The 25,482-nt window shown below is 44.7% G+C and carries 36 protein-coding genes and 2 tRNA genes; 1 reads left to right on the forward strand and 37 read right to left on the reverse strand.

The features are described 5' to 3' along the window. Positions 1 to 132 precede the first annotated feature (132 nt). Positions 133 to 205, reverse strand: a tRNA-Phe gene (locus DXA74_RS10390). 118 nt (positions 206 to 323) lie between these two features. On the opposite strand from DXA74_RS10390, the gene DXA74_RS10395 reads away from it, so the two are divergent. Then, positions 324 to 396, forward strand: a tRNA-Pro gene (locus tag DXA74_RS10395). 141 nt (positions 397 to 537) lie between these two features. On the opposite strand, the gene DXA74_RS10400 is transcribed toward DXA74_RS10395, so the two are convergent. The 36 genes from DXA74_RS10400 to rpoC all read right to left on the reverse strand — a co-directional run bounded on the left by DXA74_RS10400 (position 538) and on the right by rpoC (position 25,482). Then, positions 538 to 2,175 (reverse strand): B12-binding domain-containing radical SAM protein, encoded by a 1,638-nt coding sequence (locus DXA74_RS10400; protein ID WP_118527339.1) that lies wholly within the window; start codon positions 2,173 to 2,175, stop codon positions 538 to 540. Between the two features lie 81 nt (positions 2,176 to 2,256). After that, positions 2,257 to 2,730 carry a 50S ribosomal protein L17 gene (gene rplQ, locus DXA74_RS10405; RefSeq protein WP_118527341.1) on the reverse strand — a complete coding sequence of 158 codons (474 nt, stop codon included), beginning with the start codon at positions 2,728 to 2,730 and terminating at the stop codon, positions 2,257 to 2,259. Between the two features lie 6 nt (positions 2,731 to 2,736). Next, entirely contained in the window at positions 2,737 to 3,729 is a 993-nt protein-coding gene (locus DXA74_RS10410; RefSeq protein WP_118527343.1) for a DNA-directed RNA polymerase subunit alpha, read from the reverse strand. Between the two features lie 10 nt (positions 3,730 to 3,739). Further along, a complete protein-coding gene (rpsD, locus tag DXA74_RS10415; protein WP_118527345.1) occupies positions 3,740 to 4,345 on the reverse strand; it encodes a 30S ribosomal protein S4 in 606 nt (201 codons plus the stop codon). Positions 4,346 to 4,455: 110 nt separating this feature from the next. Beyond that, on the reverse strand, positions 4,456 to 4,845 hold the full coding sequence (gene rpsK, locus DXA74_RS10420; protein ID WP_118527347.1) for a 30S ribosomal protein S11: 390 nt from the start codon (positions 4,843 to 4,845) through the stop codon (positions 4,456 to 4,458). Between the two features lie 9 nt (positions 4,846 to 4,854). Beyond that, a complete protein-coding gene (gene rpsM, locus DXA74_RS10425; protein WP_118527349.1) occupies positions 4,855 to 5,235 on the reverse strand; it encodes a 30S ribosomal protein S13 in 381 nt (126 codons plus the stop codon). A 30-nt stretch (positions 5,236 to 5,265) separates the two neighbouring features. Continuing rightward, complete coding sequence (ykgO, locus tag DXA74_RS10430; RefSeq protein WP_008623101.1) at positions 5,266 to 5,382, reverse strand: type B 50S ribosomal protein L36; 117 nt, start codon at positions 5,380 to 5,382, stop codon at positions 5,266 to 5,268. Positions 5,383 to 5,392: 10 nt separating this feature from the next. Continuing rightward, complete coding sequence (gene infA, locus DXA74_RS10435; protein WP_002558052.1) at positions 5,393 to 5,611, reverse strand: translation initiation factor IF-1; 219 nt, start codon at positions 5,609 to 5,611, stop codon at positions 5,393 to 5,395. Positions 5,612 to 5,613: 2 nt separating this feature from the next. After that, a complete protein-coding gene (gene map, locus DXA74_RS10440; protein WP_118527351.1) occupies positions 5,614 to 6,408 on the reverse strand; it encodes a type I methionyl aminopeptidase in 795 nt (264 codons plus the stop codon). A gap of 9 nt (positions 6,409 to 6,417) precedes the next feature. Further along, positions 6,418 to 7,761 carry a preprotein translocase subunit SecY gene (gene secY / locus DXA74_RS10445; RefSeq protein ID WP_118527353.1) on the reverse strand — a complete coding sequence of 448 codons (1,344 nt, stop codon included), beginning with the start codon at positions 7,759 to 7,761 and terminating at the stop codon, positions 6,418 to 6,420. A gap of 4 nt (positions 7,762 to 7,765) precedes the next feature. Continuing rightward, positions 7,766 to 8,212 carry a 50S ribosomal protein L15 gene (gene rplO, locus DXA74_RS10450; RefSeq protein ID WP_118527355.1) on the reverse strand — a complete coding sequence of 149 codons (447 nt, stop codon included), beginning with the start codon at positions 8,210 to 8,212 and terminating at the stop codon, positions 7,766 to 7,768. Positions 8,213 to 8,243: 31 nt separating this feature from the next. Further along, entirely contained in the window at positions 8,244 to 8,420 is a 177-nt protein-coding gene (gene rpmD / locus DXA74_RS10455) for a 50S ribosomal protein L30 (protein WP_118527357.1), read from the reverse strand. A gap of 9 nt (positions 8,421 to 8,429) precedes the next feature. Next, the gene (gene rpsE / locus DXA74_RS10460) at positions 8,430 to 8,942 is read right to left on the reverse strand and encodes a 30S ribosomal protein S5 (protein ID WP_118527359.1); all 513 of its coding nucleotides are present in this window, start codon (positions 8,940 to 8,942) and stop codon (positions 8,430 to 8,432) included. A 6-nt stretch (positions 8,943 to 8,948) separates the two neighbouring features. Continuing rightward, a complete protein-coding gene (gene rplR / locus DXA74_RS10465; RefSeq protein ID WP_118527361.1) occupies positions 8,949 to 9,290 on the reverse strand; it encodes a 50S ribosomal protein L18 in 342 nt (113 codons plus the stop codon). Between the two features lie 18 nt (positions 9,291 to 9,308). Beyond that, the gene (rplF, locus tag DXA74_RS10470) at positions 9,309 to 9,881 is read right to left on the reverse strand and encodes a 50S ribosomal protein L6 (protein WP_118527363.1); all 573 of its coding nucleotides are present in this window, start codon (positions 9,879 to 9,881) and stop codon (positions 9,309 to 9,311) included. A gap of 14 nt (positions 9,882 to 9,895) precedes the next feature. Beyond that, positions 9,896 to 10,291 carry a 30S ribosomal protein S8 gene (rpsH, locus tag DXA74_RS10475; protein WP_118527365.1) on the reverse strand — a complete coding sequence of 132 codons (396 nt, stop codon included), beginning with the start codon at positions 10,289 to 10,291 and terminating at the stop codon, positions 9,896 to 9,898. Positions 10,292 to 10,347: 56 nt separating this feature from the next. After that, positions 10,348 to 10,647: a 30S ribosomal protein S14 gene (gene rpsN / locus DXA74_RS10480; protein WP_118527367.1), complete on the reverse strand. Its 300-nt coding sequence runs from the start codon at positions 10,645 to 10,647 to the stop codon at positions 10,348 to 10,350. 2 nt (positions 10,648 to 10,649) lie between these two features. Continuing rightward, the gene (gene rplE / locus DXA74_RS10485; protein WP_118527369.1) at positions 10,650 to 11,210 is read right to left on the reverse strand and encodes a 50S ribosomal protein L5; all 561 of its coding nucleotides are present in this window, start codon (positions 11,208 to 11,210) and stop codon (positions 10,650 to 10,652) included. Then, entirely contained in the window at positions 11,210 to 11,530 is a 321-nt protein-coding gene (gene rplX, locus DXA74_RS10490; RefSeq protein WP_118527371.1) for a 50S ribosomal protein L24, read from the reverse strand. Before rplX ends, rplE begins: the two co-directional genes overlap by 1 nt. A gap of 18 nt (positions 11,531 to 11,548) precedes the next feature. Further along, positions 11,549 to 11,914 (reverse strand): 50S ribosomal protein L14, encoded by a 366-nt coding sequence (rplN, locus tag DXA74_RS10495; protein ID WP_118527373.1) that lies wholly within the window; start codon positions 11,912 to 11,914, stop codon positions 11,549 to 11,551. Positions 11,915 to 11,916: 2 nt separating this feature from the next. Then, the gene (gene rpsQ / locus DXA74_RS10500; protein ID WP_199666152.1) at positions 11,917 to 12,174 is read right to left on the reverse strand and encodes a 30S ribosomal protein S17; all 258 of its coding nucleotides are present in this window, start codon (positions 12,172 to 12,174) and stop codon (positions 11,917 to 11,919) included. An 11-nt stretch (positions 12,175 to 12,185) separates the two neighbouring features. Next, positions 12,186 to 12,380, reverse strand: a complete 195-nt coding sequence (gene rpmC / locus DXA74_RS10505; RefSeq protein ID WP_118527378.1) for a 50S ribosomal protein L29 — start codon at positions 12,378 to 12,380, stop codon at positions 12,186 to 12,188. Positions 12,381 to 12,382: 2 nt separating this feature from the next. Next, a complete protein-coding gene (gene rplP, locus DXA74_RS10510; RefSeq protein ID WP_118527380.1) occupies positions 12,383 to 12,808 on the reverse strand; it encodes a 50S ribosomal protein L16 in 426 nt (141 codons plus the stop codon). 17 nt (positions 12,809 to 12,825) lie between these two features. Then, positions 12,826 to 13,548: a 30S ribosomal protein S3 gene (gene rpsC / locus DXA74_RS10515; RefSeq protein ID WP_118527382.1), complete on the reverse strand. Its 723-nt coding sequence runs from the start codon at positions 13,546 to 13,548 to the stop codon at positions 12,826 to 12,828. A gap of 11 nt (positions 13,549 to 13,559) precedes the next feature. Continuing rightward, positions 13,560 to 13,958, reverse strand: coding sequence for a 50S ribosomal protein L22 (gene rplV / locus DXA74_RS10520; RefSeq protein ID WP_118527384.1), 399 nt, complete (start codon positions 13,956 to 13,958; stop codon positions 13,560 to 13,562). 39 nt (positions 13,959 to 13,997) lie between these two features. Next, complete coding sequence (rpsS, locus tag DXA74_RS10525; protein ID WP_118527386.1) at positions 13,998 to 14,267, reverse strand: 30S ribosomal protein S19; 270 nt, start codon at positions 14,265 to 14,267, stop codon at positions 13,998 to 14,000. 20 nt (positions 14,268 to 14,287) lie between these two features. After that, the gene (rplB, locus tag DXA74_RS10530) at positions 14,288 to 15,112 is read right to left on the reverse strand and encodes a 50S ribosomal protein L2 (RefSeq protein ID WP_118527388.1); all 825 of its coding nucleotides are present in this window, start codon (positions 15,110 to 15,112) and stop codon (positions 14,288 to 14,290) included. A 7-nt stretch (positions 15,113 to 15,119) separates the two neighbouring features. Continuing rightward, complete coding sequence (rplW, locus tag DXA74_RS10535; RefSeq protein WP_118527390.1) at positions 15,120 to 15,410, reverse strand: 50S ribosomal protein L23; 291 nt, start codon at positions 15,408 to 15,410, stop codon at positions 15,120 to 15,122. Between the two features lie 16 nt (positions 15,411 to 15,426). Continuing rightward, a complete protein-coding gene (gene rplD / locus DXA74_RS10540; protein ID WP_118527392.1) occupies positions 15,427 to 16,056 on the reverse strand; it encodes a 50S ribosomal protein L4 in 630 nt (209 codons plus the stop codon). After that, a complete protein-coding gene (gene rplC, locus DXA74_RS10545) occupies positions 16,056 to 16,676 on the reverse strand; it encodes a 50S ribosomal protein L3 (protein ID WP_118527394.1) in 621 nt (206 codons plus the stop codon). The genes rplD and rplC overlap by 1 nt, the downstream gene beginning before the upstream one ends. Positions 16,677 to 16,700: 24 nt before the next feature. Beyond that, a complete protein-coding gene (gene rpsJ / locus DXA74_RS10550; protein WP_008623145.1) occupies positions 16,701 to 17,006 on the reverse strand; it encodes a 30S ribosomal protein S10 in 306 nt (101 codons plus the stop codon). Positions 17,007 to 17,119: 113 nt separating this feature from the next. Continuing rightward, positions 17,120 to 19,237 carry an elongation factor G gene (gene fusA / locus DXA74_RS10555; protein WP_118527396.1) on the reverse strand — a complete coding sequence of 706 codons (2,118 nt, stop codon included), beginning with the start codon at positions 19,235 to 19,237 and terminating at the stop codon, positions 17,120 to 17,122. A 20-nt stretch (positions 19,238 to 19,257) separates the two neighbouring features. Beyond that, positions 19,258 to 19,734 (reverse strand): 30S ribosomal protein S7, encoded by a 477-nt coding sequence (rpsG, locus tag DXA74_RS10560; RefSeq protein ID WP_118527398.1) that lies wholly within the window; start codon positions 19,732 to 19,734, stop codon positions 19,258 to 19,260. A 124-nt stretch (positions 19,735 to 19,858) separates the two neighbouring features. After that, positions 19,859 to 20,242, reverse strand: coding sequence for a 30S ribosomal protein S12 (rpsL, locus tag DXA74_RS10565; RefSeq protein WP_118527400.1), 384 nt, complete (start codon positions 20,240 to 20,242; stop codon positions 19,859 to 19,861). 351 nt (positions 20,243 to 20,593) lie between these two features. Further along, positions 20,594 to 20,914, reverse strand: coding sequence for a DUF3467 domain-containing protein (locus DXA74_RS10570; protein WP_118527402.1), 321 nt, complete (start codon positions 20,912 to 20,914; stop codon positions 20,594 to 20,596). Between the two features lie 290 nt (positions 20,915 to 21,204). Then, the gene (gene rpoC, locus DXA74_RS10575) at positions 21,205 to 25,482 is read right to left on the reverse strand and encodes a DNA-directed RNA polymerase subunit beta' (RefSeq protein ID WP_118527404.1); all 4,278 of its coding nucleotides are present in this window, start codon (positions 25,480 to 25,482) and stop codon (positions 21,205 to 21,207) included.

Here is a 25,482-nt window from a genome sequence, read left to right on the forward strand (position 1 = left end):
CACCTTTTATCTCCACCTTTTGCTCCACCTCGAACGGTAATATTTTGCCGTTTTTTGCGTGCCGGGGGAAAACAAAAAGTCCCGATTTCGCTTGGAAATCAGGATTTTACTATCTTTTGCTTTTCTTCAAAGTGGTGCCACCAGGAATCGAACCGGGGACACAAGGATTTTCAGTCCTTTGCTCTACCAACTGAGCTATGGCACCTTTCCTTTTCGTTTGCGTTGCAAAGGTAGGAATAATTTTTCAAACCACAAAACTTTTGAAAAAAAAGTGGAAATATTTTTTTGTTTCGGAAAAAAGCCTTATCTTTGCAGTGCAAAAACGGAAAGTAGCGCAGTTGGTAGCGCACTACGTTCGGGACGTAGGGGTCGGGCGTTCGAATCGCCTCTTTCCGACAAAAGCGATGACGGTCTTACCGCCATCGCTTTTTTGTTTGAAACATATTGTCCTCAATAACAATATATAAAGCATCACAAAGACAAAAAGAATCGTGTCATATCCCACAAGGAAGCCTGACACGATTCTTCTTATAATATCTATTCGGAGATAGCCTTGAACACCGGACGGGGATTCTGCACCTGGCTATCATAGCCATACCACACATATTCTTTGGCTCCGGGAGGAGCATAAACACAAAGACGTAACTGTTCCTGATATTCTCCAAAAACAATATTCCACTTTTCCGGAGGCGATACATGTTTCGTACGTACATGCTCGGCCGGTTGCTTTTTAAGGGATAAACCGCCCTCAATCCAAGCCTGCGCTACCAAAGGCGCATATTCCGGATAATGGTTCTTACAGAACTCATATAAAATTACACCACGACGATCCAATGCCATAGGCTGGTCAATCACATGCAGGGCCTGCAAATGCTCCAGAAAGCGAAGCAGGAAGTCAGGCTGCTCTATAATCAGCTGCCGTGTAACAGTCTGCCAGGTCTTTGCATTGTAAAAGGCATCGAGAAGGCGAGACAGATAGCGTGCCGTCTGCAACTCTTGTGGAGTAATGTGCGGGGTCATCAATACTTCATAAGGAGGATAAGGAGAATAAACCAGACCAAGTTCTGAAGCACGTCGCCGCATATCCGTACCGGGCAACACCTTTAAAGACTCCAACTGTATCTCACCGGCATGGTACGAAGCCAGAGTTACTACGTCAGAAAATATGTCTTGCAGTCGGTAAAGCGGCAGACCGGCAATCAGATCGGCATGTGTTTCCATGTTCGGAAGGGAACAAAGGAACTTCAATCCGGAAAGAGCATCCTCCAATCTTCCCTTACGATGACCCTCGGCAAGCACATCGGCTCGCAGACTTTGAATTCCGGCCTCCAAATGCAAAAGCCCCTGGGGCAAAAGAAGAAGTTCCTGCTTCAGCTCATCAGTCAGCAGGGCCGGGTGAATCTCCAAATGAAAGCGCATACCGGGAAACTCCTGAAACAACTGAAGCAACTGCCGGGCATAATGAATATTGTAATTAAAGGTGCGGTCCAACAAGCGTACATCCCGAATCCCAGCCTGATGGATTCGCTGCAAACGTTCGCGCACCTGCGACAAGGGTAAACGGCGCACAGGTTTCTCTCCCCCACTCACACAAAAAGAACAGGTATTGAAACAGCCGCGCGTTGTTTCCAACTGAACAAAGGGTTTCTCCCAATTGAAGAAACTGCTTTCCTCGGGAGAACACAACTGATCGAAATCTAGAACCCGGGCAATCCCTTGATCATGATAATTCCCTTGCGCATCATAATAGCACAGGCCTGAAATGTCAGACCAGGACTCCGGTTGATCCCAGACTCTCAGCCACTGGGAAAAACTTTCTTCTCCCTCACCCCGGAAAACAGCCGTAACAAAAGAAGACGTACGCAGGAACTCGGAATTATCACCCAGAAACTCCGGACCACCCAAGAGTATCGTTGCCTCAGGTAAAAGAGCATGTACTCTGGCCAGCACATGAAGCAAAACCTCATGATTGAAGAGCCAGCAGGTGGCGGCCACAACATCGGGCGCATAACGATATACCTCGGCCGCGATCATTCCGGGGTTTTCATTAATGGTAGCAGAATGGCGAAACCATTCCACATCGTCGGCCGAAGTGGCGACCTGCGCGTGTAATGCCGGTAAGGCCAAAGAGGAATGGGCATAAGAGCTGTTAAGATCAAGCCATAATAGTTTCATATCGAATAATGAGTTGAAAGGTCATGAAACAAAAAAGAGGATGCATCATGGATGCATCCTCTGACTTTAGTATATAGCAAATTATTCTGCTGCATTCTCTGTTGCAGGAGCTTCAACAGCTGGTGTCTCAGCAGCCGCAGCTTTCTTAGAACGACGTGTACGAGTGGCCTTCTTGGCAGCTTTCTTAGCCATGTTTTCATTGTAGTCAACCAACTCGATAAAACACATCTGCGCATTATCACTTGCACGGAAACCAGTCTTGATGATTCTGGTATAACCACCCGGACGGTCAGCAACCTTTACTGAGATCTCCTTGAACAACTCAGTAACAGCGTACTTGTTCTGCAGGTAGCTGAACACTACACGACGAGAGTTTGTAGTATCTTCCTTAGACTTAGTGATCAAAGGCTCAACATATTTCTTCAGCGCCTTAGCCTTTGCCAGGGTCGTAGTGATTCTTTTGTGCATAATCAGAGAGATAGCCATGTTAGCCAACATAGCATTTCTGTGAGATGCAGTACGGCCCAAATGATTGAATTTTTTATTATGTCTCATGTTTTATTATTCTTTATCTAATTTATATTTAGAAATATCAGTTCCAAACGACAGATTCAGACTCTCTAGCAAATCATCAAGCTCAGTGAGCGATTTCTTACCGAAGTTTCTGAACTTAAGCAGGTCAGTCTTGTTAAACTGTACCAGATCTCCCAGTGTCTCCACATCAGCTGCCTTCAAGCAGTTCAGGGCACGTACAGAAAGATCCATGTCAACCAGCTTGGTCTTCAGAAGTTGACGCATATGCAATACTTCTTCATCGAACTCTTCGTTGCCCTCACTGTCGGAATTCTCCAACGTGATCTTCTCGTCTGAGAACAACATGAAGTGATAGATCAGAATCTTTGCAGCCTCTTTCAGGGCGTCCTTCGGGTGAATGGAACCATCAGTAGAAATTTCAAGAACGAGTTTCTCGTAGTCAGTCTTCTGCTCTACACGATAATTTTCAACAGCGTACTTAACATTTCTAATTGGAGTGTAAATTGAATCGATTGGAATCACATTAACGTCGGTGCAGTACTCACGGTTCTCGTCAGCGGGAACGTAGCCTCTACCCTTGTTAATAGACAAATCGATCTGCATTGTTGCTTTGGCATCTAAATGGCAAATAACTAATTCAGGGTTTAACACTTCAAATCCAGTCAGATACTTGTTCAGATCACCCGCTTTGAATTCAGTCGTATTCTCAACGGTGATGCTCACTTTCTCATTCTCGAATTCTTCTACTCTTTGTTTGAATCGAACTTGCTTCAGATTCAAGATAATGTTGGTGACATCCTCTTTTACTCCAGGCACAGAGGCAAATTCATGCTCTACACCGGCAATACGCATCGTATTGATGGCATAGCCCTCAAGTGAAGAAAGAAGAATACGGCGTAAAGCATTACCAACAGTAATACCGAAACCGGGCTCCAACGGACGAAACTCGAACTTGCCGAATTTGTCATCCGCCTCCAACATTAATACTTTATCAGGTTTTTGAAATGCTAATATCGCCATTCTTTAATTATTATTTAGAGTACAACTCAACGATCAACTGCTCCTTAATGTTCTCTGGAATGTCTGCGCGCTCAGGCTTGTGCAGGAACTTACCAGACTTGGTGTTCTCGTCCCACTCGATCCATGGGTACTTGCTGTGGTTGAAACCAGCCAATGCGTCAGCGATTACCTCGAGAGACTTAGACTTCTCACGAACACCGATAATCTGACCTGGCTTAACAGCGTATGAAGGAATGTTCACAACCTTTCCGTCAACAACGATGTGCTTGTGACCTACCAACTGACGAGCAGCTGCACGAGTAGGAGCGATACCCAAACGGTAAACAACGTTGTCCAAACGGCACTCCAGGTTCTGCAACAGGATCTCACCGGTAATACCGTTAGTACGAGATGCCTTCTCAAACATGTTACGGAACTGTTTTTCCAATACACCGTAGGTATATTTAGCTTTCTGCTTCTCAGCTAACATGATACCATACTCAGAAGTTTTTCTTCTTCTTGAATTTCCGTGCTGACCAGGAGGAAAGTTTCTCTTAGACAAAACTTTGTCAGCACCGAAAATAGCCTCGCCGAATCTACGAGCAATTCTTGATTTTGGTCCAGTATATCTAGCCATTTTTTTTCTGTTTTAGTTAAGTTAGGGCAGGATTCACTCAGATTGCAGTCGCTAACCACAAAAAGAAATGTTCCGGCGAATCCTGCTTTTGTAATTAGGTTATCTATGAATTAAACTCTTCTTCTCTTAGGAGGACGACAACCATTGTGTGGCAATGGAGTAACATCGATGATTTCAGTAACCTCGATACCTGCACCGTGTACAGTACGGATAGCTGACTCACGTCCGTTTCCTGGACCCTTTACATATGCCTTAACCTTTCTCAAACCAAGATCGTAAGCAACCTTTGCACAATCCTGGGCAGCCATCTGAGCTGCGTAGGGAGTGTTCTTCTTAGAACCACGGAATCCCATCTTACCAGCTGAAGACCAAGAGATGATCTGACCTTCGCTGTTTGCTAAAGATACAATAATGTTGTTGAATGAACTATGAACATGCAACTGGCCCATAGCATCAACCTTAACATTTCTTTTCTTAGCTGCGACTGTTTTCTTTGCCATATCTAATTATTATTTAGTAGCTTTTTTCTTATTTGCAACTGTCTTTTTCTTACCCTTACGTGTACGCGCGTTGTTCTTAGTGCTCTGGCCACGTACTGGCAGACCAATACGGTGACGCACTCCACGGTAACAACCGATATCCATCAAACGCTTAATGTTCAACTGGATTTCTGAACGCAAATCACCTTCTACTTTGTATTCAGCAGCAATGATCTCACGGATCTTAGCAGCCTGATCATCGGTCCAATCCTTAACTTTCAGATCTTTGTCTACACCAGCCTTGTCCAAGATCTTGGCTGAACTACTACGACCTATACCATAAACATAAGTCAAAGCGATTTCACCTCTTTTATTTTGGGGCAAATCAACACCAACAATTCTAATTGCCATATACTAATTTATTTCTTTTGCAACAATGAATTAACCCTGACGCATTTTAAACTTAGGGTTCTTTTTGTTAATTACATACAAACGTCCTTTGCGACGCACAATCTTGCACTCAGGAGTACGTTTCTTTAAAGATGCTCTTGTCTTCATATTTTGCTTTTTATTTATATCTAAAAACGATACGTCCTTTTGACAAATCATAAGGACTCATCTCCACCCTTACTTTATCGCCGGGCAGAATCTTAATATAATGCATTCTCATTTTGCCTGAAATATGCGCTGTAATCTCATGGCCATTCTCAAGTTCTACACGGAACATTGCGTTTGAGAGTGCTTCAACTATAACTCCATCTTGTTCTATCGCGGATTGTTTTGCCATACTTAATATAATTTACCTTCTATTTTTTCAATTTCTTCAAACGAAGAGAGTATCTCTGCCTTTCCGTGATGAATGGCTATCGTGTGCTCGAAATGAGCGGCACACTTTCCATCAAGTGTCTTGATAGTCCAACGGTCCGGCATCATGCCGATTTTTGGTGAACCCAAAGTGATCATCGGTTCGATGGCCAGACACAGTCCATTCTTCAACAGAGGACCGTTTCCAGGGCGACCATAATTCGGAACCTGCGGATCTTCGTGCATCTCTTTTCCGATGCCGTGTCCAACAAATTCACGAACCACACCATAACCATGCTTCTCGCAATGTGCCTGAACGGCATGGCTGATGTCCCCTATTCTCTTTCCGGCAAGTGCTGCTTCGATTCCCTTGTACAGGGACTCTTTTGTAACTTTCAGCAATTGCTTAATTTCATCAGCGACTTCTCCGACACAGAAAGTGTAACAAGAGTCACCGCAAAAACCATTGAGCAGGGTTCCGCAATCGATTGAAACGATGTCGCCATCTTTCAAAGGAATATCGTTTGGTATTCCATGCACCACCTGATCATTTACGGAAGCACATATCGAAGCGGGAAAGGGACCACCATAAGGATTCGGAAATCCCTTAAAGGTCGGTATCGCACCGTGATCCCGGATAAACTCTTCAGCCAATTTGTCCAACTGTGCTGTAGTGACACCCGGTTTAATCACCTTGGCCAACTCGGCGTGCGTTTTTGACACCAGCTGATTGGCAGATCTCAAGAGATCAATTTCATCTTCTGTCTTAAGAAATATCATAGCAATTTATCAGTAAGCAGAAACATCTGAACGACCACGAATTCTACCAGAACTTAACAAGCCGTCATAGTGTCTCATCAACAAATGACTCTCTACCTGCTGCAGTGTATCCAGAACAACTCCCACCAAAATCAGCAAAGAAGTTCCTCCAAAGAACTGAGCGAACTCAGTACTGATACCCAGCAAACCGGCGAAGGCCGGCATACAAGCGATAATGGCCAGTAAGATAGAACCCGGCAAAGTCAGTCGAGACATCACTTGGTCGATGTAGTTGGCAGTATCATGACCTGGCTTAACACCCGGAATGAAACCATTGTTACGTTTCATATCCTCGGCCATCTGAGTTGGATTCAACGTGATAGCAGTATAAAAATAAGTAAATGCTATAATTAAGACTGCAAATATCAAGTTATAAAGCCAACTGGTGTGGTCTACCAACATTCGCATAACAGGAGTAGCATTATCCACTGAAGTATATCCTACCAAAGTGATTGGAATAAACATCAATGCCTGAGCAAAGATAATCGGCATCACATTAGCCGCAAACAACTTCAAAGGAATGTACTGACGGGCGCCACCATACTGCTGGTTGCCCACCAAACGCTTTGCATATTGAACAGGAATCTTACGAGTTCCCTGTACCAACAAAATAGAACCGCAAACGACAGCCAGAAGCACTGCGATCTCAATCAGGAAGAATACAAGACCACCGCCTGCTGCATTGGTCATTCTTGAGAAACCTTCTTGGAAGATAGCTCTTGGCAAACGAGCAATGATACCCACCATAATCAACAGAGAGATACCGTTGCCAATACCTTTATCGGTAATGCGTTCACCTAACCACAATACAAACATGCTTCCAGCGGCAAGGATAATTGTTGCAGTGATCATAAAAGCGGTCCAACTGATTGTCGGCGCCAATGCACCACCTGCCTGAACTTTCAAGTTTATTAGATAGGAAGGTGCCTGGAACAGAAGAATCACCAGAGTCAGATAACGAGTATACTGATTCATTTTTCTTCGTCCGCTCTCGCCTTCACGCTGCATCTTTTGGAAATAAGGAACAGCTACACCCAACAACTGAATTACAATAGAAGCTGAAATGTAAGGCATAATTCCCAATGCAAAAATGGATGCATTAGAAAACGCACCTCCTGAGAACATATTCAGCAAAGACATCAAGCCTTCGCTGGTCTGCTCACGCAATTTCGCCAGATTGTCGGGATTGATACCCGGCAGAACTATAAAAGAACCGAAACGATAGATTGCAGTAAACAAGAGGGTGATGAGGATCCTGTTTCTCAGATCCTCAATCAACCATATGTTCTTTAAGGTTTCAACAAACTTCTTCATTTGATTAAAGTTTTGTTACGTTTCCACCAGCTGCCAGGATAGCTTCTTCAGCAGACTTAGAGAACGCATTAGCAACCACATCAACCTTTGAAGTCAAAGTTCCGTTGCCAAGAACCTTAATCAACTGACCGTTAGATGCCAAACCGTTAGCGATCAACTCTTCAACACCTACCTTAGACAGGTTCTTTGCCTCTACCAAAGCCTGGATGTCAGCCAAGTTGATAGCCTTGTAAGCTACACGGTTAATGTTCTTGAAACCGAACTTAGGCAAGCGACGCTGCAAAGGCATCTGTCCACCTTCGAAACCAATTTTCTTCTTATAACCTGATCTTGCCTTAGCACCTTTGTGACCACGAGTAGAAGTACCACCCAAACCAGATCCAGGACCACGACCAATTCTCTTACGAGAATGAACAGAACCGCAAGCAGGCTTTAAATTATTTAATTTCATCTTTAAATCAATTTAAAAGTAATAATATAGATTAGTCCACGATGGTTACCAAGTGATGCACCTTCTGAACCATACCGCGCATTGTAGGAGTATCTTCTACTTCAACTACGTGATTCAGCTTAGTCAAGCCCAATGCGTCGAGAGTTCTCTTCTGAGTAGCTGGAGCACCAATTCTGCTCTTAATCTGTTTAATCTTTATAGTTGCCATAATATCTCCTTATCCTCTAAATACTTTTTCTAAACTTACGCCACGGTTCTCAGCAACAGTTTTTGCATCACGCATTTCTGCCAGCGCATTGATTGTAGCCTTAACCAGGTTATGTGGGTTTGAAGAACCTTTTGACTTAGCCAGACAGTCTGTTACGCCAACGCTCTCCAATACGGCACGCATAGCACCACCAGCCACAACTCCAGTTCCGTGAGAAGCCGGCTTGATGAATACCTCAGCACCACCGAACTTAGCAACCTGCTCGTGAGGAACGGTACCTTTCAATACCGGAACCTTCACCAGATTCTTCTTAGCGGCTTCAACACCTTTAGCAATAGCTGCAGTGACTTCGCCAGCCTTACCAAGTCCCCAACCGATGATACCGTTTCCATTTCCTACTACAACAATAGCAGAGAAAGTGAAAGTTCTACCACCCTTTGTAACCTTTGTAACACGATTGATAGCAACCAATCTATCTTTTAATTCGATATCGCTATTTATCTTAACTCTATTAATTGCCATAATCTATTAAAATTTAAGTCCACCGTTACGTGCTGCATCTGCAACTTCCTTCACTCTACCGTGATACAAATATCCGTTACGGTCGAAAACGACAGTTGAGATACCTGCTTCAAGGGCTTTCTTAGCGATCAACTCACCAACCTTAGCAGCCTGCTCTTTCTTAGGCATAGCTTCCATGCCCAGAGAAGAAGCGGCAACAAGAGTTGTGCCAGTCTCGTCGTTAATGATCTGTACGTAGATCTGCTTGTTGCTTCTGAACACAGACATACGTGGACGCTGAGTAGTACCAGAAATCTTATTTCGTACTCTATACTTGATCTTAATTCGTCTTTCTAATTTTGTTGTCATAATCTTACTGTTTTAAAATTACTTAGCACCAGCTGACTTACCAGACTTTCTACGAATCTGTTCACCAACAAACAAGATACCCTTACCTTTGTAAGGCTCTGGCTTACGGAAAGAACGAATTTTAGCGCAAACCTGACCTAACAGCTGTTTGTCGCAAGATTCCAATATGATAAGAGGATTCTGATTTCTTTCAGATTTAGTCTCAACCTTGATCTCATTAGGCAACTGCAAGAAAATGCTGTGAGTGTAACCCAAAGAGAACTCAATAATGTTACCCTGGTTTGAAGCACGGTAACCAACACCGACCAATTCCAACTTCTTCACATAACCTTCAGAAACACCTACCACCATGTTGTTTACCAGTGAACGGTACAAACCGTGGAACGCCTGCTTCTGCTTGGTTTCAACAGCATCATTTTGTTCATCAATCTCGAATGTGATGTGTGAATCAGCGATGTTTACTTTGATTGAAGGGTCAACAGCCTGAGTCATTTCACCTTTAGGTCCCTTAACAGAAACCACATTTTCAGGACTTACTGTCACAGTTACTCCTGCAGGAATGTTAATTGGTAATTTACCTATTCTTGACATATTCTACCCTCCAATTAATATACATAGCAAAGAACCTCACCACCAATCTTCAGGTCGGCAGCTTCCTTGTCTGTCATAACACCCTTAGATGTAGATATAATCGCTATACCCAATCCATTAATTACTCTCGGCATATCCTTGTAACCAGTATACTTACGCATACCCGGTGTAGATACTCTGATCAACTTCTTGATTGCGTTGACCTTGTTTACTGAATCATACTTCAAAGCAACTTTGATAGTACCCTGTGGTCCATCCTCAACAAATTTGTAGTTCAAGATGTAACCCTTGTCGAAAAGGATCTTAGTGATCTCTTTTTTCAAATTTGACGCCGGAACTTCAACAACTCTGTGCTTAGCCTGAATCGCATTTCTCAAACGCGTCAAATAATCTGCTATTGGATCTGTCATATTATAAATTATTTAATTAATCGGGACTCTCCCGACAATATTAAAAAAAATTTTTCTTACCAGCTTGCTTTCTTTACGCCCGGGATCAAGCCGCTAGAAGCCATCTCACGGAACTGGATACGTGAAATACCGAACTGACGCATGTAACCCTTTGGACGACCAGTCAACTTGCAACGGTTGTGCAAACGGATTGGGTTAGCGTTCTTTGGTATTGCCTGCAATTTCTGAGCAGCCTCGAATGCCTCTACAGGATCACCTGTGTTGACGATTTTCTTCAGCGCAGCTCTCTTCTCAGCATATTTGGCTACCATTTTGGCTCTCTTTACCTCACGAGCCTTCATTGATTCTTTTGCCATATTTATTTCTCGTTTTTAGCGTTCTTAAAAGGTAAACCGAACTCCTTGAGCAAAGCATAACCTTCTTCGTCAGTCTTGGCTGTAGTTACGAAAGTGATGTTCATACCCAAGATACGATCAATTGAGTCGATGTTGATTTCAGGGAAAATGATCTGCTCCTGAATACCCAATGTATAGTTTCCGCGTCCGTCGAACTTGCTCTCGATACCCTTGAAGTCACGGATACGTGGCAAAGCAACGCGAACCAGTTTCTCCAGGAATTCGTACATTCTCTCACGACGCAAAGTTACCATAACACCGATAGGCATTTTCTTACGCAACTTGAAGTTTGCAACGTCTTTCTTTGAAACGGTTGCAACGGCCTTCTGACCTGTAATTGCAGTGATCTCGTTGATTGCAACATCAATGATCTTCTTGTCGGCAGTAGCCATACCCAAGCCCTGATTGATCACAATCTTCTTGAGCACTGGAATCTGCATGGTAGAAGTATAGTTGAACTGACTCTTCAAAGCAGGCGCGATACGCTCTGCATATTCTTTCTTAAGGCTAGCAGTATTTCCCATTACTTAATCTCCTCTCCTGATTTTTTAGCAAAACGAACCAATTTACCGTCTTCGTTCTTCTTTCTTCCGATACGAGTCGGCTTGCCAGTTTTCGGATCAACAACATTCAAATTTGAAATGTGGATTGGAGCCTCCTGCTTTACAATACCTCCCTGAGGATTCTTTGCACTCGGCTTCTGGCTTTTAGATACGATATTGATACCTTCAACAACGGCACGCTGCTCCTCTACGAGCACTTTTAACACTTTACCAGTCTGGCCCTTGCAATTACCAGCATTTACGTAAACTGTATCGCCTTTTTTAATATGTAATTTACTCATTACTCTATTCTTTACTTATTAAAGTACTTCTGGTGCCAAAGAAACTACCTTCATGTTTGCTGCACGCAATTCACGAGCAACAGGGCCGAAAATACGACTTCCTCTCAACTCACCTGCATTGTTCAACAGAACACATGCATTGTCATCAAAACGGATGTAAGAACCGTCTGCACGACGAACTTCTTTCTTAGTACGTACGATCAAAGCCTTTGATACTGCACCTTTTTTAATATCACTAGATGGGATGACGCTCTTAACTGAAACGACGATCACATCACCTACAGACGCATAACGTCTCTTTGTTCCGCCGAGTACGCGGATACAAAGAGCTTCACGTGCGCCGCTATTGTCTGCAACTACTAATCTAGATTCTGCCTGTATCATAATTACTTAGCTCTTTCTACGATTTCTACTACTCTCCATCTCTTTGTTTTGCTCAAAGGACGGGTTTCCATGATCAAAACTGTATCACCTACATGACTGTCATTCTTCTCGTCATGAGCATGGTATTTCTTCGTTTTAGAAACGAACTTACCATAAATAGGGTGTTTCTCCTTGAACTTAGCAGCAACAACAATGGTCTTATCCATCTTATCGCTGATAACAACACCTGTTCTTGTCTTTCTTAAATTTCTAGCTTCCATGTGGACCATTATTATTTGTTAAGTTCTCTCTGACGCAACTCAGTCTGGATACGAGCAATTGTTCTACGTGCAGCCTTAATCTGCGCAGGATTCTCAAGTGGTGAGACAGCGTGGTTCAGCAACATCTGAGTGTAGTTTGCCTCTTCTGCCTTCAATCTTTCAACCAAGTCATTGGTTGCAATTTCTCTAATTTCTGCGATCTTCATAATTAAGCGTTTTTATCGTAATCACGTCTAACAATAAACTTAGTTGTAACCGGCAGTTTCTGAGCAGCCAGGCGCAATGCTTCCTTAGCAATCTCATAAGAAACACCTTCTACCTCGAAAATAATACGTCCCGGAGTGATAGGGAATACATATCCTACTGGATCTCCCTTACCTTTACCCATACGTACGTCTGCAGGCTTCTTAGTGATTGGTTTGTCAGGGAAAATACGGATCCAAATCTGTCCCTCACGCTGCATGTAACGTGTTACAGCGATACGAGCAGCCTCAATCTGACGACCTGTAATCCAGTGTGTATCCAAAGACTTGATTCCGAATGATCCGAAAGCCAACTGGTTACCACGCTGAGCATTTCCTTTGCAACGGCCCTTTTGCGGTCTTCTATATTTTGTTCTTTTCGGTTGTAACATAATTCCTAAAATTCAAATTAACGATTGTTGTTCTTCTTCTTGCGGAAGTTCTTGCCGCCATTGTTACCACGGCCAGTCTCTTTAGTCTGAGTAAAGTTCGGAGTAAGCTCACGCTTTCCATAAACCTCACCACGGCAGATCCACACCTTGATACCCAGCAAACCAACCTTAGTCAAAGCTTCAGCCTGGCAGTAGTCGATATCAGCACGGAATGTGTGCAGCGGAGTACGACCTTCCTTGTACATTTCAGAACGAGCCATTTCAGCACCGTTCAAACGACCAGAGATCAAGATCTTGATACCCTCGGCACCGCTTCTCATAGTGTTGGCGATAGCCATCTTGATAGCGCGACGGTAAGCGATCTTTCCTTCAACCTGACGAGCGATGTTGTTTGCAACAATCACAGCATCCAACTCAGGCTTCTTGATTTCGAAGATGTTGATCTGAATATCCTTGTCAGTGATCTTCTTCAACTCTTCCTTCAACTTGTCAACATCCTGACCACCTTTACCAATGACCAATCCCGGACGTGCAGTACAAACTGTAATCGTCACGAGTTTCAGTGTACGTTCAATGACAATTCTTGAAACGCTGGCAGCAGCCAAACGTACATTCAAGTACTTACGGATTTTGCTGTCTTCCAGCAAAGAATCACCAAAGTTCTTGCCACCGTACCAGTTAGAATCCCAACCTCTAATAATACCGAGTCGGTTGCTTATCGGATTTACTTTCTGTCCCATACTACTTCTTATTAATCATTAGTTTTAGTGCCAACGAACAAAGTCACGTGATTTGAACGTTTGCGAATTCTGTAACCTCTTCCCTGTGGAGCTGGTCTCATTCTCTTCAACGTAGCACCACCATCAACAAAAATCTTTGTTACGAACAATTCGCCGTCCTCAGCCTTACGTTCGTTCTTCTGTTCCCAGTTAGCGATAGCAGAGCGCAACAATTTCTCAACTACTGCAGATGCAGCTTTAGAAGAGAACTTCAATGTTCCAAGAGCTCTATTCACCTCCATACCACGAATCATATCAACCACATATCTCATCTTACGTGGAGAAGAAGGCACATTCTGCACTTTGGCAAAGTACTGGGTTTTGAGGGCTTCTTTTCTTTTTTCAGCCGCAATTTTTTTTCTTGCTCCCATTTATATTTAGTCTTTATATGTCAAATAATGCACCTGTTTTTATTTTTTCTTGTTACCAGCATGGCCACCGAAACGACGAGTAGGTGCAAACTCACCCAGCTTGTGTCCGACCATATTCTCTGTAACGTAAACAGGAATAAATTTATTTCCGTTATGAACTGCAATGGTGTGTCCTACAAAATCAGGAGAAATCATTGAAGCTCTGGCCCATGTCTTCACAACACTCTTCTTGCCGCTCTCGTTCATGGCGAGAACTTTCTTTTCGAGGTTAACTTCAATATATGGACCTTTTTTTAATGAACGACTCATATTTTACTCAATTAACTTAATTACTTATTACATCTTTCGATAATATACTTGTTAGACTGTTTCTTAGGAGCTCTAGTCTTCAAGCCCTTAGCATACAATCCCTTACGTGAACGTGGATGACCTCCAGACTGACGTCCTTCACCACCACCCATCGGATGATCATGCGGGTTCATTACCACACCACGGTTGTGAGGACGACGGCCCAACCAGCGAGAACGTCCAGCCTTACCTGAACTTTCCAAAGCGTGATCTGAGTTACCAACGCTACCGATAGTAGCCTTACATGCACTCAAGATCTGGCGAGTCTCACCTGAAGGCAATTTGATAACGCAATAGCGTCCCTCACGTGAAGTTAACTGAGCAAAGTTACCTGCAGAGCGTACCAGCAAGGCACCCTGTCCCGGACGCAGCTCGATATTGTGAATTACAGTACCGACTGGGATATTCTGCAATGGAAGTGCGTTACCAATCTCAGGCGCCGCATTCTCTCCGGACATAACTGTGCTGCCTACCTGCAAGCCGTTAGGAGCAATAATATAACGTTTTTCTCCATCAGCGTAATACAACAAAGCGATACGAGCCGAACGATTTGGATCGTACTCAATTGTCTTAACAACTGCTGGAACACCATCTTTATTTCTCTTGAAGTCGATGAAACGGAATTTTCTCTTGTGACCGCCGCCATTGTAGCGCATTGTCATCTTTCCGACATTGTTACGACCACCTGTTGAACGTTTTCCACTTACAAGAGACTTCTCTGGTACCGATGCAGTAATCTCTTCAAAAGTACCAATAATTTTGTGTCTCTGCCCTGGTGTTGTGGGCTTAAATTTACGTACTGCCATCTTTTATTTAAATATTGCTATAAAAATCAATAGTTTCGCCCTCTTTCAGAGTTACGATTGCTTTCTTGAAAGCGTTTGTACGGCCCTGGATCAGACCTGAACGAGTGTAGCGGTTCTTAGACTTACCTGCATAGTTTGAGGTATTTACAGCTACTACTGTAACATTATACAAAGCCTCGATTTCCTTCTTAATCTCCAGCTTGTTAGCCTCAGGACGAACGATGAAGCCGAACTTGTTCAGCTTCTCTGTTGTAGTGGTCATCTTCTCAGTGACCAAAGGTTTGATAATATATCCCATAATTGGTTAAGCCTCCTTATTTTGTTAAGATTTCATCAACGACTTTCAACGATGACTCGGTTACAACCATAACATCTGCGTTCAATACAGTATATGTATTCAGCGCAGAAGCAAGTGCAACATTCACACGTTGGATGTTACGAGCTGACAAATATACGTTTTTATCAGAAGACGGCAAAACGAACAAAGCCTTCTTGTCGTTAACTTTAAGATTATTTACGATTTCGATAAACTGTTTAGTTTTTGGAGCCTCCATAGTGAAGTCTTCTACTACTACGATAGCACCTTCCTGTGCCTTGTAGCTCAGAGCTGACTTACGAGCCAAAACCTTAACTTTCTTGTTCAGCTTGAAACCGTAGTTTCTTGGTCTAGGACCGAAAACGCGTCCACCACCGACTAATACTGGAGAGTTGATATCACCGCGACGGGCACCGCCACCACCTTTCTGACGACCCAGCTTTCTGGTAGAACCGCTAACTTCGCTTCTCTCTTTTGCCTTAGCTGTTCCCTGACGCTGATTTGCCATGAACTGCTTAACGTCCAAATAGATTGCGTGATCGTTTGGCTCAATTGCAAAGATAGAATCATTCAAGGTAACCTTTCTTCCGGTATCCTCGCCCTTAATATTCAATACACTAATTTCCATTATTTCTCAATTATTACGATTGAACCTTTATAACCCGGAACAGAACCCTTGATCAGAATCAGATTGTGCTCTGGAATTACTTTTAACACTTGCAAGTTGTGCGTAGTTACGCGGTCGCCACCCATCTGGCCACCCATACGCATTCCTTTGAATACTTTTGCTGGGTAAGAACAAGCACCGATAGATCCCGGCTTGCGTGCGCGGTTGTGCTGACCGTGAGTAGTCTGACCTACACCACCGAAACCATGACGCTTAACTACTCCCTGGAAACCGTGTCCCTTTGAAGTACCGATCACGTCTACAAAAGCTGCATCTGCGAAGATATCTACAGTTACAGTGTCACCTAAATTCAGTTCGTTCTGAAAATCTGCTGCGAACTCGGCCAAGTGTCTCTTTGGAGTAGTACCTGCTTTCTTAAAGTGTCCCATCATAGGAGCTGTAGTATTCTTTTCCTTAGCTTCCTGGAAGCCCAACTGTACTGCTGCATATCCATCCTTTTCTACACTCTTGATCTGAGTTACTACACAAGGACCAGCTTCGATAACAGTGCATGGTACATTCTTACCATCGGCACTGAAAACGGATGTCATTCCGATTTTTTTTCCTAATAATCCTGGCATTTCGTTTGATTTTTAATAATAGTACTAAACTTTAATTTCTACTTCTACACCGCTTGGCAATTCCAACTTCATCAAAGCGTCAACAGTCTTTGCAGTTGAGCTGTAGATGTCGATCAGTCTCTTGTAAGAAGAAAGTTCAAATTGCTCACGAGATTTCTTGTTCACGAAAGTTGAACGGTTTACAGTAAAGATGCGCTTGTGAGTTGGCAATGGAATAGGACCGCTAACAATAGCGCCAGTTACCTTCACTGTTTTAACGATCTTCTCAGCTGACTTGTCTACCAAGTTGTGATCGTAAGATTTCAGTTTAATTCTAATTTTCTGACTCATTTGTTTTTATTAATTATTTATTGAATGATTAATATGACAAGTAAGAAGGTATGTCGGCTAAGAGTCATTCGCTAGCCGACACCTTCAAACTCTAAATATTTCTGATTTGGTGATTATACCAAGTCTGTACGTCCCTTGATCTCCTCGAGTACGGCCTTAGCAATTGAGCTAGATACCGGTGCGTGGTGATCGTATGTCATTGATGAAGTAGCACGACCTGAAGTGATGGTACGCAATGCAGTTACGTAACCGAACATTTCTGCCAGAGGAACCATAGCCTTAACGATACGGGCACCACTACGGCTTGTATCCATACCTTCAACCTGACCACGACGTTTGTTCAAGTCACCGATTACGTCACCCATGTTCTCTTCCGGTGTTACCACCTCGAGCTTCATGATAGGCTCCATCAATACCGGCTTAGCCTGAGCACAAGCGCTCTTGTATGCCTGCAGGGCGCAGATTTCGAATGACAACTGGTCAGAGTCAACCGGGTGGAATGAACCATCCAACAACTCTACTTTCAAGCTATCCATTGGGAAGCCACCGAGGATACCATTCTTCATAGCGTTCTCGAAGCCCTTCTGTACTGAAGGAATGAATTCCTTAGGAATGTTACCACCAGTTACCTTGTTCTCGAACTGCAGACCGCCTTCCTTGTAGTCCTCATCAACCGGACCTACGTTAACGATGATGTCAGCGAACTTACCGCGACCTCCGGACTGCTTCTTGTAAACCTCACGCAAGTTAACGGTCTTGGTAATTGCTTCCTTGTAGTTAACCTGTGGCTTACCCTGGTTACACTCAACCTTGAACTCACGTTTCAGACGGTCGATAATGATATCCAAGTGAAGCTCACCCATACCTGAGATTACAGTCTGACCAGTCTGCTCGTCAGTCTTCACAGTAAAGGTTGGGTCCTCCTCAGCCAACTTAGCCAAACCGTTAGACAGCTTGTCCAAGTCCTTCTGAGTCTTCGGTTCTACTGCGATACCGATTACTGGATCCGGGAAGTCCATAGACTCCAATACGATTGGTGCATCCTCATCACACAGAGTATCACCAGTACGGATATCCTTGAAACCAACTCCTGCACCGATATCACCGGCACCGATCACCTCAACCGGGTTCTGGTGGTTAGAGTGCATCTGGAACAAGCGTGATACACGCTCTTTCTTTCCTGAACGAGAGTTGTAAATATATGAACCAGCTTCCAGCTTACCAGAGTAAACACGAACGAAAGTCAAACGACCTACGTACGGGTCAGTAGCGATCTTAAATGCCAGAGCTGAAGTCTTCTCATCTTCTGATGGCTTGCGATCTTCTTCCTCGCCAGTCTCAGGATTTGTACCTACTACGTTAGGAGTATCCAGTGGTGAAGGCAAGAATGCACATACGTAGTCCAACAGAGTCTGTACACCCTTGTTCTTGAATGAAGAACCACACAACATCGGAGTGATTTCCATTGCTACTGTAGCAGCACGCAATGCACGCAGAACTTCTTCTTCAGTGATTGTTGAAGGATCGTCGAAGTACTTAGTCATCAACTCATCGTCGAACTCAGCGATCTTCTCCAACATCTTGTCGCGCCACTCTTCTGCTTCAGCAACCAGATCAGCTGGGATTTCGTCTACCTCGTAGTCAGCTCCCATAGTCTCATCGTGCCACAGGATAGCCTTCATCTTGATCAGGTCAACAACACCCTTGAAGTTCTCCTCAGCACCGATTGGGATAACAACCGGACATGGATTAGCACCCAAAACGTCCTTCATCTGACGTACTACTTCGAAGAAGTCAGCACCTGAACGGTCCATCTTGTTTACATAACCGATTCTTGGTACATTGTACTTATCAGCCTGACGCCATACAGTTTCAGACTGAGGCTCTACACCACCTACTGCACAGTAAGCAGCAACAGCACCGTCCAATACACGCAAAGAACGCTCCACCTCAGCAGTAAAGTCCACGTGTCCCGGAGTGTCAATCAAGTTAATACGATACTGCTTGCCAGCCCAGTTCCAACGTGTTGTAGTTGCAGCAGAAGTAATTGTGATACCACGCTCCTGCTCCTGAGCCATCCAGTCCATGGTTGCAGCACCATCGTGCACCTCACCAATCTTGTGAGTCAAACCTGTGTAGAACAGGATACGCTCTGAAGTGGTAGTCTTTCCGGCATCGATGTGAGCCATGATACCGATATTACGAGTTAAATGTAAATCTTGCTTTGCCATTTTAAGCTACTTTAATAAAATTAGAATCTAAAGTGTGCGAATGCGCGGTTAGCTTCAGCCATACGGTGCATATCTTCCTTACGCTTGAAGGCACCACCCTGCTCGTTGAATGCGTCCATGATTTCAGCAGCCAACTTATCAGCCATTGACTTACCACCACGCTTGCGAGCAAAGAGAATCATATTTTTCATTGAGATTGACTCCTTACGGTCCGGACGGATTTCAGTAGGAACCTGGAATGTAGCACCACCTACACGACGAGACTTAACCTCAACCTGCGGAGTAATATTATCCAAAGCTTTCTTCCAAATCTCAAGAGCGCTCATTTCCTCATTTGACATCTTAGCCTTAACAGCTTCCAAGGCAGCGTAGAAAATTTCGTAAGAAATGTTCTTCTTACCGTCATACATCAAATGATTTACAAACTTAGAAACCTTTACATCATTAAATACGGGATCTGGAAGAATCACACGTTTTTTTGGTTTTGCTTTTCTCATTGTTCTTTAATTTTGTTTGGCTGCAGATTTGTCTTCAAACGCTCCTCCGAGCATTTTACTCAACCTATAAATACAAACCAAAACTGCGTTAATAAGTTAAATAATACTAAAATAAGAGTTTTAATTACTTCTTACCTGCTTTTGGGCGCTTAGCACCATACTTAGAACGGCGCTGTGTACGATTTGCTACACCGGCAGTATCCAAAGTACCGCGAACTACGTGGTAACGTACACCAGGGAGGTCCTTAACACGACCACCGCGAACCAAAACGATTGAGTGCTCCTGCAAGTTGTGTCCTTCTCCCGGAATGTAAGAGTTTACTTCCTTCATGTTAGTCAAACGAACACGAGCAACCTTACGCATTGCAGAGTTAGGTTTTTTAGGAGTGGTGGTATAAACACGAACGCAGACACCACGACGCTGCGGACAGCTGTCCAAAGCTGGTGATTTGCTCTTGTCTACCAGCACTGTTCTACCCTTTCTTACTAATTGTTGAATAGTAGGCATTGTCTTTAAAATTTTAATTATTATATTGTTATTTTCTATTGATCAAATTCGTACAGGCACAGAATGCACCCTTTTGGGCTACAAAGTTACGAATTATATTTCAATCTACAATATGTTTTCTTAGCCGAAAAGAAGCATACAACACCTAAAACCACCAAAAGACGAAAGATTTAAACATATTTAACCCTGACAACTAAGAGATAAAGCATTCCATTACCCCAAAACGGAACCGTTGCTTCATTTTGCAACAGAAGTATCACAGAATGATCAAGCAACCACGCACACCATTGTTTGTATTATGTTTGTATATAAATAAAAAATGGGCACGCCGCTACGGCGCACCCATAGTTATTATGCATCTCCTTTGTTTACATTGAATGGAGCAACTGTTCTAGGACCATCCTCCGGCATGTGAATCGGACCGAAGTTCTGCTCGTATTTTGAAATATTGTCCTGCAATGCATACATCAAACGCTTGGCATGTTCCGGAGCCAGGATAATGCGTGACTGTACGTTTGCCTTTGGCACACCCGGAAGGATGCGTACGAAATCAAGAATTACCTCTGAACTGGAATGTGCAATCAATGCCATGTTGGCATATACTCCCTGTGCAATCTCCGGAGTCAGCTCAATCTGAAACTGACCGCCCTGATTTTTTTCTTCGTTAGCCATGATATGTTTTTGTAAGGTGAAAAATTAGTTTTTTGATTTTCTCTTAAACAAAGATATAATCATTTTGCTAATCTCACAACATTTTCCTCACTTTATTCCTGCCTATATATATAAAAAGGAGAATATGCCTGCCGTATTACGTTTGGAATACGATCCACCCTACCGCCGAAAACGGCGCATGATGTTTTTCTTCGGGTAACATCTGCGACGCTAGCAAAGACGGGCATAAAAAAGCGGTGCCCCGTCATGGTAACGGGGCACCGCTTCATTATATCTTAAAGTCGTATCGATCAATCAACATTGAAATCCAACACAGACTTTCTGTTTGCAATCACACGGTCGTAGTCCTCACGGCTTCCTACGATGATGCGTTCGAACTCACGCAGACCGGTACCGGCAGGAATCAGGTGACCGCAGATTACGTTCTCCTTCATACCCTCGAGCTTATCGCTCTTACCGTTGATGGCTGCCTCGTTGAGCACCTTGGTAGTTTCCTGGAAGGAAGCTGCCGACATGAAGCTTGAAGTCTGCAATGCGGCACGGGTGATACCCTGCAGGATCTGGGTAGATGTTGCCGGAACGGCATCACGTACCTGAACCAGACGCAAGTCTTTACGCTTCAAGGTTGAGTTCTCGTCTCTCAACTTGCGGGCAGTAACAATCATACCTGGCTGCATAACCTCTGAATCTCCGGCATCTACTACCACCTTCTTGCCCCAGATGCGGTCGTTCTCTTCTGCGAAATCGAGCTTGTCCACAATCTGAAGTTCCAGGAAGCGGGTATCTCCCGGCTCGTCGATCTGTACCTTGCGCATCATCTGACGTACAATCACCTCGAAGTGCTTGTCGTTGATCTTTACACCCTGCAAACGGTACACATCCTGAATCTCGTTCACGATATATTCCTGAACGGCAGTAGGACCCTTGATGGCCAGGATGTCTGACGGAGTGATGGCACCGTCGGACAGCGGAGTTCCGGCACGAACGTAGTCGTTCTCCTGTACCAGGATCTGCTTTGACAGAGGTACGAGATACTTCTTCACCTCGCCCAGCTTAGAAGTTACGATGATTTCACGGTTACCGCGCTTGATCTTACCCATGGTAATCTCACCGTCGATTTCTGAAACCACAGCCGGATTTGATGGATTACGAGCCTCGAACAACTCGGTTACTCGAGGCAAACCTCCGGTGATATCGCCTGCCTTACCAACGGCACGCGGAATCTTAACCAAAACATCACCGGCCTTCACCAACTGATTGTCTTCAACTACCAGGTGACCACCGATCGGGAAGTTATAAGTACGGATCAGCTCTCCGTTCTCATCCACAATATGAGCAGAAGGCACCTTGGTCTTGTCCTTAGACTCTGTGATGATGATTTCACGCAAACCGGTTGTCTCATCGGCTTCAACACGGTAGGTTACACCTTCGATTACGTCTTCGAAAATCAGCTTACCCGGATTTTCAGTTACGATTACCGCATTAAATGGATCCCACTTGGCGATAACCTTACCCTTCTCTACCTTGTCACCCTCGTTTACATACAGAGTAGAACCGTAAGGTACGTTCTGAGTAAAGAGAACGATATTAGTGTTCAGGTCTACGAAGCGAACCTCGGCCAGACGACCAACAACCATCTTGGCCGGATTGCCCTGCTCGTCATGAATATCTACGGTACGCAATTCCTCAAACTCAATCTTAGAATCGTACTTAGCCACGATTGTTGCGTTGGCAGCAGCATTCGCGGCCACACCACCGGCGTGGAATGTACGCAGAGTCAACTGAGTACCCGGCTCACCGATAGACTGTGCGGCGATCACACCGACAGCCTCTCCCTTCTGTACCATACGGCTGGTTGCCAGGTTACGTCCGTAACACTTCATACATACTCCCTTGCGGCTTTCGCAAGTCAATACGGAACGGATTTCTACGCTTTCGATTGGTGAGTCTTCGATCTCCTGTGCCTTGTCCTCGGTGATCTCCTCTCCGGCAGCAACAATCAGCTTACCGGTCTGCGGATTGATTACATCGTGAACAGATACACGACCCAAGATACGCTCGTAGAGTGAAGAAATCACTTCGTCACCGTTCTTCAAAGCGGTGCAGACAAGTCCTCTCAAAGTACCGCAGTCTTCCTCGGTGATGATCACGTCGTGTGAAACGTCTACCAATCGACGAGTCAGATATCCGGCATCGGCAGTCTTCAAGGCGGTATCGGCCAAACCCTTACGGGCACCGTGAGTAGAGATAAAGTACTCCAACACGCTCATACCTTCCTTAAAGTTAGAAAGGATCGGGTTCTCGATAATCTGAGCACCCTCGGCACCTGCCTTCTGAGGCTTGGCCATCAAACCACGCATACCAGACAACTGGCTGATCTGTCCGGCAGAACCACGGGCTCCTGAATCCAACATCATGTATACGGCGTTGAATCCCTGGTCAGCCTCCTTCATGGTCTTCATCAAGATCTTAGACAAGTCGTTGTTTACGTGAGTCCAAGTATCGATAACCTGGTTGTAACGCTCCTTGTCGGTGATGAATCCCATACCGTAATCGTTGGTGATACGCTCAACCTCTTCGTTACCGCGCTTAACCAGTTCTTCTTTTTCTTTCGGGATGATGATATCGCCCAAGTTGAATGACAGACCACCATCGTAGGCCATCTTGTAACCCAGGTTCTTGATTCCATCCAGGAATTCGCAAGCACGAGCCACACCTACAGCCTTGATTACATCGCTGATGATGCCGCGCAGGGTCTTCTTGGAAATGATATCATTGAAGAAACCAACTTCTTCGGGCACGATTTCGTTTACGATAACACGACCGACAGAGGTTTCAATCATCTTCTTCACGATATTGCCATTCTCATCCAGATCATTAGCCAACACCTTGATCGGAGCGTGAATGTCCACGCGCTTCTCATTGTAGGCGATGATAGCTTCCTCCGGACCGTAGAAGGTCAAGCCCTCTCCCAGTGATCCCGGACGCAGCTTGGTGATGTAGTACAATCCCAACACCATATCCTGTGAAGGCACGGTAATAGGAGCACCGTTGGCCGGGTTCAGGATATTGTGAGCCTGCAACATCAGGATCTGTGCTTCCAGAATAGCTTCGTTGCTCAAAGGCAAGTGTACCGCCATCTGGTCACCATCGAAGTCGGCGTTGAACGCAGTACATGCCAACGGGTGCAACTGAATTGCCTTACCCTCGATCATCTTAGGCTGGAATGCCTGGATACCCAGACGGTGCAGAGTCGGCGCACGGTTCAGCAATACAGGGTGTCCCTTCATCACGTGCTCCAGGATATCCCAGATTACCGGTTCCTTGCGGTCAACAATCTTCTTGGCTGACTTCACGGTCTTCACGATTCCGCGCTCGATAAGCTTGCGGATGATGAACGGCTTATACAGCTCGGCTGCCATCAGTTTCGGCAAACCGCACTCACCCATCTTCAACTCCGGACCTACAACGATAACCGAACGGGCTGAGTAGTCAACACGCTTACCCAACAAGTTCTGACGGAAACGTCCCTGCTTACCTTTCAATGAGTCAGAAAGTGACTTCAATGGACGGTTGGCATCGGTCTTCACCGCACTGCTCTTGCGTGAGTTGTCGAACAAGCTGTCCACAGCTTCCTGCAACATACGCTTCTCATTACGCAAGATCACCTCAGGTGCCTTGATCTCAATGAGTCGCTTCAGACGGTTGTTACGGATAATCACACGGCGATACAAGTCGTTCAGGTCGGAAGTGGCGAAACGTCCACCATCCAGCGGAACCAACGGACGCAACTCTGGCGGAATTACCGGCAAAATCTTCATAATCATCCACTCCGGCTTGTTACGGCCACGGCTGGCACGGAAAGACTCTACTACCTGCAGACGCTTCAAAGCCTCGTTCTTACGCTGCTGGGCTGTGTCTGAGTTGGCACGGTCACGCAGTTCGTAAGACAGCTTGTCCAAATCTACGCGCAACAGCAAATCGTAGATTGCCTCGGCACCCATCTTGGCAATGAACTTGTTCGGATCAGAATCCTCAAGATACTGGTTCTCGATAGGCAGGCTTTCCATCTTGTCCAGATACTCGTCCTCTGTGAGCAGGTCGAGTTCCTGAACGTCTCCAGCCAGAGCACCCGGCTGAATGACAATATAACGTTCGTAATAAATTACAGAATCAAGTTTCTTGGTCGGGATACCCAACAGATAACCGATTTTATTCGGCAGAGAACGGAAGTACCAGATGTGAGCCACAGGCACAACCAGCTGGATGTGACCGGAACGCTCACGACGTACCTTCTTCTCGGTAACCTCTACACCGCAACGGTCGCACACGATACCTTTGTAACGGATGCGCTTGTACTTTCCGCAATGGCACTCATAATCCTTGGTAGGACCGAAGATACGCTCGCAGAACAAACCGTCGCGCTCTGGCTTATATGTACGGTAGTTAATGGTTTCGGGCTTCAGCACCTCACCATACGAATTTTCCAGGATTTCCTCCGGAGAGGCCAGTCCAATGGTAATTTTCGTAAAATTACTCTTTATTTTAGATTCTTTTCTAAAAGCCAT

This window comes from Bacteroides sp. OF04-15BH (genome assembly GCF_003477995.1).
Classification (GTDB): domain Bacteria; phylum Bacteroidota; class Bacteroidia; order Bacteroidales; family Bacteroidaceae; genus Paraprevotella.

Excerpts from the sequence above, each read along its gene's own strand:
- DXA74_RS10400 (WP_118527339.1), bottom strand. The coding sequence starts at position 2,175 with ATGAAACTATTATGGCTTGATCTTAACAGCTCTTATGCCCATTCCTCT.
- rplQ (WP_118527341.1), bottom strand. The coding sequence starts at position 2,730 with ATGAGACATAATAAAAAATTCAATCATTTGGGCCGTACTGCATCTCAC.
- DXA74_RS10410 (WP_118527343.1), bottom strand. The coding sequence starts at position 3,729 with ATGGCGATATTAGCATTTCAAAAACCTGATAAAGTATTAATGTTGGAG.
- rpsD (WP_118527345.1), bottom strand. The coding sequence starts at position 4,345 with ATGGCTAGATATACTGGACCAAAATCAAGAATTGCTCGTAGATTCGGC.
- rpsK (WP_118527347.1), bottom strand. The coding sequence starts at position 4,845 with ATGGCAAAGAAAACAGTCGCAGCTAAGAAAAGAAATGTTAAGGTTGAT.
- rpsM (WP_118527349.1), bottom strand. The coding sequence starts at position 5,235 with ATGGCAATTAGAATTGTTGGTGTTGATTTGCCCCAAAATAAAAGAGGT.
- ykgO (WP_008623101.1), bottom strand. The coding sequence starts at position 5,382 with ATGAAGACAAGAGCATCTTTAAAGAAACGTACTCCTGAGTGCAAGATT.
- infA (WP_002558052.1), bottom strand. The coding sequence starts at position 5,611 with ATGGCAAAACAATCCGCGATAGAACAAGATGGAGTTATAGTTGAAGCA.
- map (WP_118527351.1), bottom strand. The coding sequence starts at position 6,408 with ATGATATTTCTTAAGACAGAAGATGAAATTGATCTCTTGAGATCTGCC.
- secY (WP_118527353.1), bottom strand. The coding sequence starts at position 7,761 with ATGAAGAAGTTTGTTGAAACCTTAAAGAACATATGGTTGATTGAGGAT.
- rplO (WP_118527355.1), bottom strand. The coding sequence starts at position 8,212 with ATGAAATTAAATAATTTAAAGCCTGCTTGCGGTTCTGTTCATTCTCGT.
- rpmD (WP_118527357.1), bottom strand. The coding sequence starts at position 8,420 with ATGGCAACTATAAAGATTAAACAGATTAAGAGCAGAATTGGTGCTCCA.
- rpsE (WP_118527359.1), bottom strand. The coding sequence starts at position 8,942 with ATGGCAATTAATAGAGTTAAGATAAATAGCGATATCGAATTAAAAGAT.
- rplR (WP_118527361.1), bottom strand. The coding sequence starts at position 9,290 with ATGACAACAAAATTAGAAAGACGAATTAAGATCAAGTATAGAGTACGA.
- rplF (WP_118527363.1), bottom strand. The coding sequence starts at position 9,881 with ATGTCAAGAATAGGTAAATTACCAATTAACATTCCTGCAGGAGTAACT.
- rpsH (WP_118527365.1), bottom strand. The coding sequence starts at position 10,291 with ATGACAGATCCAATAGCAGATTATTTGACGCGTTTGAGAAATGCGATT.
- rpsN (WP_118527367.1), bottom strand. The coding sequence starts at position 10,647 with ATGGCAAAAGAATCAATGAAGGCTCGTGAGGTAAAGAGAGCCAAAATG.
- rplE (WP_118527369.1), bottom strand. The coding sequence starts at position 11,210 with ATGGGAAATACTGCTAGCCTTAAGAAAGAATATGCAGAGCGTATCGCG.
- rplX (WP_118527371.1), bottom strand. The coding sequence starts at position 11,530 with ATGAGTAAATTACATATTAAAAAAGGCGATACAGTTTACGTAAATGCT.
- rplN (WP_118527373.1), bottom strand. The coding sequence starts at position 11,914 with ATGATACAGGCAGAATCTAGATTAGTAGTTGCAGACAATAGCGGCGCA.
- rpsQ (WP_199666152.1), bottom strand. The coding sequence starts at position 12,174 with ATGGAAGCTAGAAATTTAAGAAAGACAAGAACAGGTGTTGTTATCAGC.
- rpmC (WP_118527378.1), bottom strand. The coding sequence starts at position 12,380 with ATGAAGATCGCAGAAATTAGAGAAATTGCAACCAATGACTTGGTTGAA.
- rplP (WP_118527380.1), bottom strand. The coding sequence starts at position 12,808 with ATGTTACAACCGAAAAGAACAAAATATAGAAGACCGCAAAAGGGCCGT.
- rpsC (WP_118527382.1), bottom strand. The coding sequence starts at position 13,548 with ATGGGACAGAAAGTAAATCCGATAAGCAACCGACTCGGTATTATTAGA.
- rplV (WP_118527384.1), bottom strand. The coding sequence starts at position 13,958 with ATGGGAGCAAGAAAAAAAATTGCGGCTGAAAAAAGAAAAGAAGCCCTC.
- rpsS (WP_118527386.1), bottom strand. The coding sequence starts at position 14,267 with ATGAGTCGTTCATTAAAAAAAGGTCCATATATTGAAGTTAACCTCGAA.
- rplB (WP_118527388.1), bottom strand. The coding sequence starts at position 15,112 with ATGGCAGTACGTAAATTTAAGCCCACAACACCAGGGCAGAGACACAAA.
- rplW (WP_118527390.1), bottom strand. The coding sequence starts at position 15,410 with ATGGGATATATTATCAAACCTTTGGTCACTGAGAAGATGACCACTACA.
- rplD (WP_118527392.1), bottom strand. The coding sequence starts at position 16,056 with ATGGAAATTAGTGTATTGAATATTAAGGGCGAGGATACCGGAAGAAAG.
- rplC (WP_118527394.1), bottom strand. The coding sequence starts at position 16,676 with ATGCCAGGATTATTAGGAAAAAAAATCGGAATGACATCCGTTTTCAGT.
- rpsJ (WP_008623145.1), bottom strand. The coding sequence starts at position 17,006 with ATGAGTCAGAAAATTAGAATTAAACTGAAATCTTACGATCACAACTTG.
- fusA (WP_118527396.1), bottom strand. The coding sequence starts at position 19,237 with ATGGCAAAGCAAGATTTACATTTAACTCGTAATATCGGTATCATGGCT.
- rpsG (WP_118527398.1), bottom strand. The coding sequence starts at position 19,734 with ATGAGAAAAGCAAAACCAAAAAAACGTGTGATTCTTCCAGATCCCGTA.
- rpsL (WP_118527400.1), bottom strand. The coding sequence starts at position 20,242 with ATGCCTACTATTCAACAATTAGTAAGAAAGGGTAGAACAGTGCTGGTA.
- DXA74_RS10570 (WP_118527402.1), bottom strand. The coding sequence starts at position 20,914 with ATGGCTAACGAAGAAAAAAATCAGGGCGGTCAGTTTCAGATTGAGCTG.
- rpoC (WP_118527404.1), bottom strand. The coding sequence starts at position 25,482 with ATGGCTTTTAGAAAAGAATCTAAAATAAAGAGTAATTTTACGAAAATT.